General features: G+C 52.0%; 10 protein-coding genes and 4 tRNA genes. 7 read left to right on the plus strand and 7 right to left on the minus strand.

Annotation, left to right across the window (positions count from 1 at the left end):
• Positions 1 to 28: 28 nt before the first annotated feature.
• From JOD55_RS00145 to JOD55_RS00155, 3 genes are read right to left on the minus strand one after another with little or no spacing between them, the layout of a single operon-like run.
• Positions 29 to 2,302, minus strand: coding sequence for an RNA degradosome polyphosphate kinase (locus JOD55_RS00145; RefSeq protein ID WP_204397465.1), 2,274 nt, complete (start codon positions 2,300 to 2,302; stop codon positions 29 to 31).
• 53 nt (positions 2,303 to 2,355) lie between these two features.
• Positions 2,356 to 3,354: a mycothiol synthase gene (mshD, locus tag JOD55_RS00150; RefSeq protein ID WP_204397468.1), complete on the minus strand. Its 999-nt coding sequence runs from the start codon at positions 3,352 to 3,354 to the stop codon at positions 2,356 to 2,358.
• Complete coding sequence (locus JOD55_RS00155; protein ID WP_204397470.1) at positions 3,347 to 3,979, minus strand: hypothetical protein; 633 nt, start codon at positions 3,977 to 3,979, stop codon at positions 3,347 to 3,349. Before JOD55_RS00155 ends, mshD begins: the two co-directional genes overlap by 8 nt.
• Before the next feature lie 249 nt (positions 3,980 to 4,228).
• Between JOD55_RS00155 and JOD55_RS00160 the strand changes: the two genes are divergently transcribed.
• Positions 4,229 to 4,300, plus strand: a tRNA-Lys gene (locus JOD55_RS00160).
• 257 nt (positions 4,301 to 4,557) lie between these two features.
• Positions 4,558 to 5,673 carry an IS1249 family transposase gene (locus JOD55_RS00165; RefSeq protein WP_204397472.1) on the plus strand — a complete coding sequence of 372 codons (1,116 nt, stop codon included), beginning with the start codon at positions 4,558 to 4,560 and terminating at the stop codon, positions 5,671 to 5,673.
• A 204-nt stretch (positions 5,674 to 5,877) separates the two neighbouring features.
• Here the strand turns inward: JOD55_RS00165 and JOD55_RS00170 are convergent, their stop codons facing one another.
• From JOD55_RS00170 to JOD55_RS00185, 4 genes are all read right to left on the minus strand, one after another.
• Positions 5,878 to 6,672: an EamA family transporter gene (locus tag JOD55_RS00170; RefSeq protein ID WP_239539006.1), complete on the minus strand. Its 795-nt coding sequence runs from the start codon at positions 6,670 to 6,672 to the stop codon at positions 5,878 to 5,880.
• 158 nt (positions 6,673 to 6,830) lie between these two features.
• A complete protein-coding gene (locus JOD55_RS00175; RefSeq protein WP_204397476.1) occupies positions 6,831 to 7,790 on the minus strand; it encodes an endonuclease/exonuclease/phosphatase family protein in 960 nt (319 codons plus the stop codon).
• Positions 7,791 to 7,832: 42 nt separating this feature from the next.
• Complete coding sequence (gene msrB, locus JOD55_RS00180; RefSeq protein ID WP_204397484.1) at positions 7,833 to 8,246, minus strand: peptide-methionine (R)-S-oxide reductase MsrB; 414 nt, start codon at positions 8,244 to 8,246, stop codon at positions 7,833 to 7,835.
• A gap of 64 nt (positions 8,247 to 8,310) precedes the next feature.
• Entirely contained in the window at positions 8,311 to 10,251 is a 1,941-nt protein-coding gene (locus JOD55_RS00185) for a mechanosensitive ion channel family protein (protein WP_204397486.1), read from the minus strand.
• Positions 10,252 to 10,426: 175 nt separating this feature from the next.
• Between JOD55_RS00185 and JOD55_RS00190 the strand changes: the two genes are divergently transcribed.
• The 5 genes from JOD55_RS00190 (at position 10,427) to JOD55_RS00210 (ending at position 13,434) form a co-directional block, all read left to right on the plus strand.
• Positions 10,427 to 10,499 (plus strand) — tRNA-Glu (locus JOD55_RS00190).
• A 52-nt stretch (positions 10,500 to 10,551) separates the two neighbouring features.
• Positions 10,552 to 10,625 (plus strand) — tRNA-Asp (locus JOD55_RS00195).
• Between the two features lie 36 nt (positions 10,626 to 10,661).
• Positions 10,662 to 10,734 (plus strand) — tRNA-Phe (locus tag JOD55_RS00200).
• Between the two features lie 285 nt (positions 10,735 to 11,019).
• Positions 11,020 to 12,135: an IS1249 family transposase gene (locus JOD55_RS00205; protein WP_204397472.1), complete on the plus strand. Its 1,116-nt coding sequence runs from the start codon at positions 11,020 to 11,022 to the stop codon at positions 12,133 to 12,135.
• 183 nt (positions 12,136 to 12,318) lie between these two features.
• A complete protein-coding gene (locus JOD55_RS00210) occupies positions 12,319 to 13,434 on the plus strand; it encodes an IS1249 family transposase (protein WP_204397472.1) in 1,116 nt (371 codons plus the stop codon).
• Positions 13,435 to 13,456: the final 22 nt, after the last annotated feature.

Raw genomic sequence — 13,456 nt, forward strand, 5'->3', positions numbered from 1 at the left:
ACTGCCGCGGGACGACTCCTCTGAGGCATCATTGCTCGGCGACTCGCGAGCGCGCACGCTGCATAAGAATCTCTTGCACGTGCGCGAGACGGTTGCCGGCGTCGTCGTGCGTCACACGATGCCAACCGTCTTCGTAAAGATGCCACGACTGCGTCTCATCTGAACACGCAATCTTCACCAGATCGATAAGATAATCCTTCATCTCCTGGTCAGTGATCGAAATGAGCGCTTCGATGCGTCGGTCAAGGTTACGATGCATGAGGTCTGCTGAGCCGATGAAGACTTCCGGATCGCCGTCGTTACAGAACGCGTAAATGCGCGAATGTTCAAGGAAGCGCCCCAGAATTGAGCGCACCTTGATGTTCTCCGACAGTCCCTCAATCCCGGCGCGCATGCAGCAAATGCCGCGCACCTGGATTTCGACCTCGACGCCTGCCTGGGAGGCGCGGTAGAGAGCGTCAATGACTTTCTCGTCGACGAGCGAATTGCTCTTGAGCCGAATCCATGCTGCTTTACCTTGCCGTTTGTTGGCGATCTCGCGTTCAATACGCTCGATCAGACCATCGCGGATACCGAGCGGCGCGACGAGCAAGCGATGGAATTTTGCCTTGGGCGAGTAGCCAGACAGCTGGTTAAACAGACGCGTGAGGTCTTGACCGACGTTGCGGTCACAGGTAAACAAGCCAAGATCTTCGTACCCTCGGGCGGTCTTGGGATTGTAATTTCCGGTTCCCACGTGGCAATACCTGCGCAAACCGTCGTCTTCCTGCCGCACGACGAGGCACAGTTTGCAGTGAGTTTTTAAGCCAACGATGCCATAGACGACGTGCACCCCGGCTTCTTCGAGCTTACGAGCCCATTCAATGTTGTTTTGCTCGTCGAAGCGCGCCTTGATTTCCACTACTGCCAGCACCTGTTTGCCCGCATATGCAGCTTTAATAAGCGCATCGACGATGGGAGAATCGCCTGAGGTGCGATATAGCGTCTGTTTGATCGCCAAGACTTTCGGATCTTCGGCAGCTTGACGAATAAACTGCTGAACAGATGTGGAGAAAGCGTCGTAGGGGTGCTGAACCAAAATATCGCGACGCCGGATTGCTTCAAAGACGTCGGCCGCTCGTGAACTTTCCACTTCGGCAAAGCCGCGCGCTGTGACCGGCACAAACTTCTTGTACTTCAGTTGCGGGCGGTCAAGATCGTGAATGGCATTAAGGCCGGTAAGATCAAGCGGAGCCGGCAATCGGAATACGTCCTCTTCCCGTACACCCAGCTCACGCACGAGCATCGCGAGCACGTGTTGGGAGATGTCCTCTGCCACCTCTAGTCGCACGACAGGTCCAAAACGACGCCGGAGCAGCTCTTTCTCGAGCGCTTTGAGCAAGTTTTCGGCGTCGTCTTCCTCGACTTCTAAGTCCTCGTTGCGGGTGATTCGGAATGTGGAATGTTCCACCACTTCCATTCCTGGGAACAACGTGCCTAAATGCGCGCCAATGACTTCTTCGAGTGGGATGTAGGCAGTGCGACCTTCCGAATTCGCAGGCACATCTTCTGGGCTGTACGGAATTCCGTCGGAGTCTACAGCGATAAAGCGTGGCAGAAGCGGCGGAACTTTTACTCGCGCAAAAAGCTCTTTGCCAGTGTTCGGGTTGCGCACGATCACGGCAAGATTGAGGGAAAGTCCCGAAATATATGGGAAAGGGTGAGCTGGGTCTACGGCAAGTGGAGTCAGCACTGGGAAAATCTGTTTGCGGTAGAACTTACGCAAGCGTTCTTTCTCAGCTTCGCCCAGGTCTTTCCAATGCAAAATATCAATGCCTTCTTGGGCGAGTTTCGGCTGGATATCTTGAGCGAAAACTTGTGCATGCCGCTGCATCAGTTCTTGAGCGCGTTTGTTGATCCCCTCAAGAACCTCGCGTGGGCTCAGACCCGAAGCTTTTGTAACGGCCATACCGGTAGCGATTCTGCGCTTCAATCCAGCCACACGCACCATATAGAATTCGTCGAGGTTGGAGGCAAAGATCGCGAGGAACCACGCGCGCTCAAGGATCTGTAAATCCTGATCCTCGGCCTGCTCTAAAACTCGCTCGTTAAATGCAAGCCACGACAACTCACGATCAGCGAATCGCCCTTCAGGCAGAGAGATTTCTTCAATATCGTGCTCTTCGCGCACAGCTTGCGTCCATGTTTCCTGGAGTGCCGCTCCGAGAGTGCCATCGGGAATAGGTGAGCCGAGGCGGTCTATCGTGTCGGGAGTGCCGGGAACGTCGTCGTCATTAGGATGGGGAAAAGACTCTTCGCTCATAGTTTGATCATCCCAGATTTATACACAAATTTGCACCGGAAAACGAAAATACCTCATACTTGAAAACATGTGTGCAGTTCAGAGAGTTGAAATCCGGCACGTTCATAGGTACGAACGGCCGCAGTATTTGCTCGATCCACATAGAGTTTCATCGTTGTGAAACCAGATACGAGCATATTCGCTTCTAACCAGTCCATGATTGCGCTGGCAATTCCTTTACCCTGCTGTTGCGGACTCACTCCCAAAACATAAAGTTCTACACATTTATCGCTTTCTGGCTTAAGCCACGCAAATGCCGCTGGTTCACCTGTGGTTTCGTCAACCGCCCATTGCAGCAGCTCACTTGAGAACCAGGGCTGCGCAAAGCGCTCAAGAAAATCTGCACGCTGTAGTTTCCCCTGCTCAGGGTGGGAATGAAATGCGCGAGTATTGAGATCGACGAGCCTGTCAATATCCGCATCTTGGGCTGTATCGATTGTGCGCATTCTGAGTCCACGAATGCTGAATTCTAGGTCTTTACCCTGCTCAAGAGTTTTTTCCATCACGAGCAACTCACGTGTTGGGATCATCGAGAGTTTCTTCGCTACCTGGAGCGACGCCGGTAAGGTGCCATGCGCCCACACAGAAAGAGCACTCTCGCGCAAATGCGTTTTCATTTGTGCAATGAGCTGCGTAGCAATTCCACGATTTCTATGCGATGGACGAACTGCGATGTCGGCGGTTGCGCTAGATTCGTCAAGACTTGCTGCACCGAGCAATAGTGCGTCGTCACGACTCGACAGTAGCGCGTCGTCACGACCCGGCAGTAGCGCGTCGTCACGACCCGGCAAGGTGGCGTACTCAGGCGCAGAGCCGTCGGCTTCGTAGGCTAAAAAGTACTGCCGGCCAGCAGGTTTGCGCAGATCAAGATGAGTTTGCTCGTCGAATGGCGCGAAGCCATCGCAACTGGCCGCGGCCTGTGAAAGCGCTTCGATTGCGCGCGCCTGCCCCTCAGTCAAGGAACTCAAATGAGAGAAAACGAAACTGGTGGGATTATCTGCTCGTTTACTCAAGAGAGCCCTTGATCAGTAGTTCACCCGAATTGAAGAATTCTTGAGCGGTATGACGCATTGCAGTGTCACGACGCGTCACATAGGTCGCGAGCGGGTGGGCGTCGTCGTCAATCCATGCTGGTTCAACGTGCGCCAAAAAATCAGTAAAGCGAGCTGAGGAGCGCAATACGTTCGCAAAATCGCCCCGGAAATCGCCACGAAAGACTTCATCCCACAAGGCCAATACGTCCTCATAGCCGGGCACCAACTCACTATTAGCTTTAAGCTTGGCAGTATCCTGCTCGTGTGCAAAGAGTCGAGCTGCAGCCAGTCGCTCTCGCACAACGTCTGGAAAACGGCGTATCCATTCACGCAACAGATATCCACGCCATAAAATCCCTGGCAGCGACTCCGCAGGAGCATCAGCCCAGGATTGGGCAATCACATCAATGCCCTCTGCTACGATTAACGTCTTGACCCGAACGATTACGTCCGCATCAGCCATAGGATGTTGACCAAGAGGCACTACCGCCTGAGCCGTAGTGTGGGAAAGCTCAGAATTTGCCGCCGTATCAGCATTACCTGCAATGAGCTCAACTTGCTCTGGCTTTAATTGAGCAGGGCGACGTGGTTTGTAGGTGGACATATCTTTCCTCCTTCGCTTTCCCTCTATTATCCCGCATTCGCTCAGCTTATGCCCAGTATTTGTAGTTTTTTCGCCCATAGCTCGATATGCTGCCCAAAAATGGCATGAGCGCTACGCCGAGTGACCGCATAAACCTTACATCAACAGTGACTTAGCACAACTTTTCCTAGTCTCCATTTCCTAATTTAGGCAAAGATGGATAGAATAACTTATCGTTCCACGGAACAACATGCTGTTCTACGGAAGTGCGGGCCTCTAGCTCAATGGTAGAGCTCCGGACTTTTAATCCGTAGGTTGCGGGTTCGAGTCCCGCGGGGCCTACCGCACGAAGTTCCCCACCACATTGTGGTGGGGAACTTCCTTTTTTGTGTTCGCGTCGAATCGACGCCACCCACATGAGGGCTATAGGACAAATCGTGTTGGTTTTTGGGTGTGTTTTTGTTGGTGTGGTAAGCAATAGTCGGGTTTGAAGTCGGTTTGGCTCGAGTTTTTGGTTGGACATTTCGTGTTGGTTTTGGCCTGGTTTTTTGTTGGTATTGCGGGTGAAAGTAGGGTTTGAACTCGGTTGACTTGAGGGTATGGGAAATCCTCGTTGTTCATTGTGTGGTTCAGTTACCCAAAAGTGGGGCAAGAGTGGTTCTGGTCGGCCCCGATTCCGTTGTCTGTCGTGCCGGGCGAGTCAAAGTCGTTCTAATGATGTCACTGCTCGTTATTTCGCAGCTTTTCTCAATTTCGTGACCTCGGATCTGCGTTATCGGGATCTGCCTGGTCAGGGGCGAAATGCTCGGCGTCGATTCCACCAGTTTTGGCAGTTATGGCCAGTGAGTCCAGTTGTTGAGGAGGTTCATCACGTGGTTTTTGTGGATGGGATATATCTGTCACGCAAACTTGTTGTGCTGATCGCTTGTACGAAAACACATGTTCTTGGCTGGTATGTAGCACGTCGTGAGACAACGGCTGCGTGGCAAGCATTGTTTTCACGTATTGCACCACCAGATGTTGTTGTATGTGATGGTGGTCCAGGAATTGCTTCGGCTGTGAAAATTTCATGGCCCACTACCCGTATTCAACGCTGTGTCTTTCACGCTTTTAGCACTGTCAAGCGCTATACCACGAGCCGGCCACGTACTCGTGCTGGTGTTGAGCTTTATGGTCTTGCGAAAGACTTATTACACATCCACACGCGTGAGGAAGCGCTTGCATGGATGGGTCAGTTAGCGGTGTGGAATACGGCATGGAAGGCGTTCCTTGCTGAGAAAACTCGCCTTGCGAACGGTCAGATTGTTCCCACTCATGCACGGCTTATTCGTGCTAAAAATTCGCTTAATACTCTGGTACGTCATGGAACGTTATTTACCTATCTTGATCCGAGTCTGAGTATTGATGATGACCCGATTCCTGCAACGTCTAACCTGATTGAATCCCTGAACTCGCGTTTACGACATGTGTTGAGATCGCATCGTGGAATGCCGATCGATCACCAGGTCAAGACGATTTTATGGTGGTGTTATCAACACACGGAGTTTCCTAACACGCCAGCGCAGTTACTGGAAACTACCTACACGGATAGCCAAATCGAAGCCATGTTCACCCGAGCCAGTCACCACCATGCCCAAGAAGAAATCCAGCGATGGGGAACAGCAGCGAACTGGACCGATTTCCACCACAACGGCCAATGGCAAGGACCGGTATAAAAAACCAACACGATTTGTCCTATAACCCCCACATGAACCGCCGCGAACAGACACGAACCGCCGCCAACCGCGCAGGCCAACACGAACATAGACACAAACCAACACACTTTGGGGCGTTTTTGGCAACATCTCCACATATATCGAGATGTTGCCAAAAACGCCCCAAAATTCAGCACCGTACCATCACACGCCTTTGGAGATTCGTCATTTTCGAGTTGCCAGAGCCACCGCAATAGAAATAAATGCCAATCCAACCACCTCACCAAATGTAGGAATCTGCCGCAAAACCACCATTCCTACTACCAGCGACGTCGCCGGATACAACGAGGTTAACAACGCATAATTTGAGGTCGGAATCCGGCTCATCACTCGCAGTTCCATCACATATGGCACCACCGTAGAAAACAACGCCACACCCACCATAAAAAGCAGCAGATGCCAATCGACGATCACCGGCTTGAAATCAGGAATAGCTAAAGGAAGAAAAACCATCGCTCCCGTCACACAACCAATAGCCAGCGCATTTGCACCTGAACCATTCCACGCCACTCGCCGTCCCAAAACGATATAAACCGCCCAAAACACACCAGCGAGCAAGCCGTAAAATACGCCCCACCCGATATTCGGATCGGAAATATCGACGCCAATCCACGAGATCATAAATACGCCAACGAGCGCACATACGATTCCGAGCCGAACTCTCCAGCCACGCCCCGTCACCGCGGACAACGCCACCGGACCAAGAAATTCCAGGGCAACCGCCGTTCCAAGCGGAATCCGGCTGATGGCCAGATAGAACACAACGTTCATACTGGTCAGCGCCAAGCCGAACACAATCGGAATCCACAATTTCCTCAAAGCGATGCGTGGCCGTTTCCAAACCATTAGAATTAGACCTGCAAAGGCAAATCGCCCCCACGCCACGGCACCCGCTGCCACCTGCTCAAATAGTGTGACAGCCAATGAAGCGCCAATATACTGCACCACAGCGGCCGTCATCAGTGTCAAAGGTGCACCACAATTACTTGACCAAACTTTATTGGGCAACGTCACTCTCCCGCTTTTCGTGTCGCTCGCACCAGTATTAATCCATTACTGATTGCACTGCCAACTCATGTCGCACCCGCACGCCCACGGCACTCACGGCACCGCCGTCGTCATGCCGCATCGCCGTCGTCATCAAAACGCAAATCGGCAATGAGCGCGCGGTGATCGGAAATACTGAACCTCTCCGTGCGCATCTGAGCAGCAGAAAGACCCGACCCGAGCAGAAAATCGATCTGTTTTTCGGGCGCATCGCTCGGATAAGTGTTGCCGGTCGCTAAAGAAACAAAATCAGAGAGCACAACCTCCGTGCTCAGCAGCTCATCGACGCTTTCCGAACCGAGGTTAAAATCGCCGCCAAGCAAGAAACGCCCGTCTTGAATCCCGTTTCGCTCACTCAACACCTGGAAACCGCCCGCCGCAACTGCAAGCTGCTCACACGCGGCGCTATATTTCGTCGACAAATGGGTATTGCCCACCACCAAACTTGGCTTACCAGGGATATCAATCACCGCGTACGCACAGGCGCGCGGCTCCGTCACATGCACGTACCACCCATTAATCCCCTTAGTTTTCTGCGCCGAATGACGCAAAAACTCGGTTTTCTCTGGAAGCGCAAGTTTCAGACACCCCCGCATCGGATAACGCGACAGGATCGCCAAACCGTAAGCACCGCGTCGTCGCCACGGCACGAACGACGACGCCGGCGAACCCAGCACACTACGCTCAACCGGAATGAAGTACCGATCCATTTCGAGCAAATCTGCGATCAGATCAGCTTGCGGGATCAACGTGGAGCGCATCCGCACATCGTCAACCTCTTGCAGTAGCACAATATCCGGGTTGAGCTGGGCAAGTTCTGCCGCGAATACTTCGAGCGCGTCTCTGCGGGGCATCTCGGCAAACTTCGCTTGTAGGAAATCCACAGCTCTTGCCGTTGGTCCGCTATCCCGATCGGAGCGATCGGAGCGGTCGGAGTCGTTAGACAAAGCGAGTGCGGGTTTGCCGTATTGCATGTTGAATGTACACACACGCACATACTCAGGATATTCGGTGGCGGAATTCTCAGTCATTTTTCTTCACTTTTCACTGGGATTTGAGAACGGCAAGTGAGGTTATTGCTGGTCAGGCACAAATTTGAGCGCCACGGAGTTCATACAGTACCGGTTTCCAGTAGGCGTCTGTGGCGCGTCCGGAAAGACATGCCCTAAATGGGAATGGCAATTTGCGCATCGCACTTCCGTCCTCTCATAGCCGAGCAACGTGTCCGTGCGATAGATAACTGCACCTTTTTCATTTGGATCGAAGAACGACGGCCATCCGCAAAATGAATCAAATTTGGTTGCAGATGAGAACAGTTCAGCCCCACAAGCTCGGCACAGATACATCCCCGAGCGCTTTTCGTTCAGCAATTCACCAGTTCCAGGACGCTCTGTACCTGCTTGGCGAAGCACCAAATACTCCATCGGATTGAGGAGTTTCTTCCATTCCTCTTCGGATTTTACAATTTTGGGTTGCTCATCCATCATGCCTCATGCCTCCCCTTCACTGCAGTACCGCATTTTGTCATTACCATACACGTTTTACCAGCGATTATTCACTTATGTCGCCGCTTGATTCTGTGCCGTGTGCCGCAGAATCTTCGTGGTGCATATCGGAATTTGCTTCCATCGATTTATTTGCGTGGTTAAGCGTCCTCTTGGCAGGCTCTTGACGCTGGTCACGAGTTAATTCTGCGCCCGTTTGCGCCTGGTTATGCGCGTGGCCCTGCGCCTGGTTATGCGCCGTGCCAGAATCACTGCTAACCGATGCTTGTGCCACATCGCTGGAGCGCTTCACGTCCACTGCGTCACGCGCGTCTTCGGTGCCGCGTCCACCCTCTGCGTCACGACCACTCTCGGAGGATTGCTCAGAACCTTGCTCAGGATTTTCAGAAGAGGAAAAGTTCTTGCTACCGCCCTTTTCTGCTTCCTCGATCTCTTCAATCTTGCGATTGCGCTCAGCAAAAGCTTCTTCACCCGGACCAGAAAAATGTTGCTTGCGCATCTCTGCACTTGGAGAACCACTAAACAAAGACGCCTCATGCCCAGCACGCACATCGGTGTTCGTCAGCTCACCAGAATCGGAAGTGCGCAGCTCTCGCGAATTGGAGCTAGATTGATCACTTGCCGGCTTCTTCTTTCGCGGGTCTTCCATATCCGGAGTAATTGGCGCCATCACAATAGTTTCTGCTGGCGAATCTTGCGGTAGTGGCGGAATATCGCGCATTTCCTTAATATCCTTGACCGACAGCACCGTCGTGCGCTGCCGATCTTGGGCTACTGCGGCCGGATTCCCAACCGATTCAGGCCAAACATCAGGCAAATACTGTACCGGCTCTTCTCGTTCGATGCGATCTTCTAGCTGCTTATTCGTTTGATGAGCCGCTTCGACGATCTCCACCGGCTCATCAAAGTATCGGCGCTGACGCGGAATCGCTTGCGGCGCTTCTGTTTGAATCCAATGAATCATCTGCTCACGCAAATAGTTTTTCAAGTCCACCAGGGTGGCCGAATCTTTTGCAGAAATCACTGCGCGCATCTGCAGCGTTCCACCTGCTGCGTTACTAATTTGCAGAACTCCGGTTTCGCCGTCCCAAAGATCAGTGTTACGCAGCAGGAATTCGAGCTGCTTTCGCGCTGCGGTGAGCGGCAAGGCCCAATCGACCTCCCACGTTACGTCGCCTAACATCTCCGGCGCGCGACGCGTCCAGTTTTCGAAAGACTGAGTCGTCATCAACGACGACGGCACGATGATTCTTCGCCCATCCCAGACGGCGAGCACGACGTACGTGAGAGTGATTTCTTCAACAGTGGTGTAATTATCTTTGTAATAAACGATATCGCCGACACGAATCGAATCTGAAAAGGCCAGTTGAAGTCCCGCAAAGACGTTACCCAACGTCGTCTGGGCAGCAAGACCAGCGACCACTGACACAAGACCTGCCGAGGCGAAAAGCGATGCGCCTGCCGTCCGCGCCGACGGGAACGTCAGTAAGACGCCACCTATACCAAGAATCCAAATAACAACAACAATGACCCTGTTCAGAATTTGGGTTTGCGTTTGCACGCGCTTCGCGCGCCGCTCAGAAGATTCACGCATTTTGTTGTGAATAACACCCATCGCGCCATTCACAACCCCCACGGCAAGCCACGTACCTGCCAGAATGACCAAAACCAGGAAAGCATGATCGACATTTTCCAACCATGCTGGAGCTGCAGCGGTGTTGACGCGACCATCAGCAAAATTGAAGCCTATCCAAGCACCTACCAGCATTAACGCAACAATTGACGGCCGAGAGGTCGCATTCATCAGCGGCTGAATTTGACTGCGTCGTCGAACGATCATTCTTCCAATCGCAAGGAGAAGCAGGCCTGCGATAAAACCACCAAGGGCGCCGAGCACCACACCCAAGACCACTTGCAGCACGTCAAACGTCGCTTCTACAGCTTCCGACGTCGCACCGTCACCAGTTGTTGCCATCCATTGATTCATAGTATTAAGGCTATTCCAGAGTGCTAAAAAACGCTCGTTTGCGTTATATTTACTTGCCAAGAGCCAAACGTGACCAAGGACACATACCCTGCGATTTTGCATTTACCCCCGTTTACCCCTTAAGCTTATATCCGTTCCACCAACGAGGAACCGAGAAAAGGACGCGAGTTCTTTTGCCCCTATCGTCTAGTGGCCTAGGACACTGGCCTTTCACGCCGGCAACACGGGTTCGAATCCCGTTGGGGGTACTGCTTCTTGGAAAGATTCAAGAAGTTGGCACGAAAGTGTCGCCATGAAAATGGCCCTGTAGCGCAGTTGGTTAGCGCGCCGCCCTGTCACGGCGGAGGTCGCGGGTTCAAGTCCCGTCAGGGTCGCTGAGAAGCCCCGGGAAACCGGGTGTTTTTCTATCTGGCTCTGTAGCTCAGTTGGTAGAGCGTTCGACTGAAAATCGAAAGGTCACCGGATCGACGCCGGTCGGAGCCACAAGGTTAAGCCCCTGCTCAGCAGGGGCTTCTTTGTATATACGCGGGGCCTGTTGGGGGTTAAGCGCCAAAATGGGGCTATAGGACAAATCGTGTTGGTTTTTGGGGGGCTATAGGACAAATCGTGTTGGTTTTTGGGTGTGTTTTTGTTGGTGTGGTAAGCAATAGTCGGGTTTGAAGTCGGTTTGGCTCGAGTTTTTGGTTGGACATTTCGTGTTGGTTTTGGCCTGGTTTTTTGTTGGTATTGCGGGTGAAAGTAGGGTTTGAACTCGGTTGACTTGAGGGTATGGGAAATCCTCGTTGTTCATTGTGTGGTTCAGTTACCCAAAAGTGGGGCAAGAGTGGTTCTGGTCGGCCCCGATTCCGTTGTCTGTCGTGCCGGGCGAGTCAAAGTCGTTCTAATGATGTCACTGCTCGTTATTTCGCAGCTTTTCTCAATTTCGTGACCTCGGATCTGCGTTATCGGGATCTGCCTGGTCAGGGGCGAAATGCTCGGCGTCGATTCCACCAGTTTTGGCAGTTATGGCCAGTGAGTCCAGTTGTTGAGGAGGTTCATCACGTGGTTTTTGTGGATGGGATATATCTGTCACGCAAACTTGTTGTGCTGATCGCTTGTACGAAAACACATGTTCTTGGCTGGTATGTAGCACGTCGTGAGACAACGGCTGCGTGGCAAGCATTGTTTTCACGTATTGCACCACCAGATGTTGTTGTATGTGATGGTGGTCCAGGAATTGCTTCGGCTGTGAAAATTTCATGGCCCACTACCCGTATTCAACGCTGTGTCTTTCACGCTTTTAGCACTGTCAAGCGCTATACCACGAGCCGGCCACGTACTCGTGCTGGTGTTGAGCTTTATGGTCTTGCGAAAGACTTATTACACATCCACACGCGTGAGGAAGCGCTTGCATGGATGGGTCAGTTAGCGGTGTGGAATACGGCATGGAAGGCGTTCCTTGCTGAGAAAACTCGCCTTGCGAACGGTCAGATTGTTCCCACTCATGCACGGCTTATTCGTGCTAAAAATTCGCTTAATACTCTGGTACGTCATGGAACGTTATTTACCTATCTTGATCCGAGTCTGAGTATTGATGATGACCCGATTCCTGCAACGTCTAACCTGATTGAATCCCTGAACTCGCGTTTACGACATGTGTTGAGATCGCATCGTGGAATGCCGATCGATCACCAGGTCAAGACGATTTTATGGTGGTGTTATCAACACACGGAGTTTCCTAACACGCCAGCGCAGTTACTGGAAACTACCTACACGGATAGCCAAATCGAAGCCATGTTCACCCGAGCCAGTCACCACCATGCCCAAGAAGAAATCCAGCGATGGGGAACAGCAGCGAACTGGACCGATTTCCACCACAACGGCCAATGGCAAGGACCGGTATAAAAAACCAACACGATTTGTCCTATAACCCTTTTTGGGTGTGTTTTTGTTGGTGTGGTAAGCAATAGTCGGGTTTGAAGTCGGTTTGGCTCGAGTTTTTGGTTGGACATTTCGTGTTGGTTTTGGCCTGGTTTTTTGTTGGTATTGCGGGTGAAAGTAGGGTTTGAACTCGGTTGACTTGAGGGTATGGGAAATCCTCGTTGTTCATTGTGTGGTTCAGTTACCCAAAAGTGGGGCAAGAGTGGTTCTGGTCGGCCCCGATTCCGTTGTCTGTCGTGCCGGGCGAGTCAAAGTCGTTCTAATGATGTCACTGCTCGTTATTTCGCAGCTTTTCTCAATTTCGTGACCTCGGATCTGCGTTATCGGGATCTGCCTGGTCAGGGGCGAAATGCTCGGCGTCGATTCCACCAGTTTTGGCAGTTATGGCCAGTGAGTCCAGTTGTTGAGGAGGTTCATCACGTGGTTTTTGTGGATGGGATATATCTGTCACGCAAACTTGTTGTGCTGATCGCTTGTACGAAAACACATGTTCTTGGCTGGTATGTAGCACGTCGTGAGACAACGGCTGCGTGGCAAGCATTGTTTTCACGTATTGCACCACCAGATGTTGTTGTATGTGATGGTGGTCCAGGAATTGCTTCGGCTGTGAAAATTTCATGGCCCACTACCCGTATTCAACGCTGTGTCTTTCACGCTTTTAGCACTGTCAAGCGCTATACCACGAGCCGGCCACGTACTCGTGCTGGTGTTGAGCTTTATGGTCTTGCGAAAGACTTATTACACATCCACACGCGTGAGGAAGCGCTTGCATGGATGGGTCAGTTAGCGGTGTGGAATACGGCATGGAAGGCGTTCCTTGCTGAGAAAACTCGCCTTGCGAACGGTCAGATTGTTCCCACTCATGCACGGCTTATTCGTGCTAAAAATTCGCTTAATACTCTGGTACGTCATGGAACGTTATTTACCTATCTTGATCCGAGTCTGAGTATTGATGATGACCCGATTCCTGCAACGTCTAACCTGATTGAATCCCTGAACTCGCGTTTACGACATGTGTTGAGATCGCATCGTGGAATGCCGATCGATCACCAGGTCAAGACGATTTTATGGTGGTGTTATCAACACACGGAGTTTCCTAACACGCCAGCGCAGTTACTGGAAACTACCTACACGGATAGCCAAATCGAAGCCATGTTCACCCGAGCCAGTCACCACCATGCCCAAGAAGAAATCCAGCGATGGGGAACAGCAGCGAACTGGACCGATTTCCACCACAACGGCCAATGGCAAGGACCGGTATAAAAAACCAACACGATTTGTCCTA

The organism is Arcanobacterium pluranimalium, assembly GCF_016907845.1.
Classification (GTDB): domain Bacteria; phylum Actinomycetota; class Actinomycetes; order Actinomycetales; family Actinomycetaceae; genus Arcanobacterium_A; species Arcanobacterium_A pluranimalium.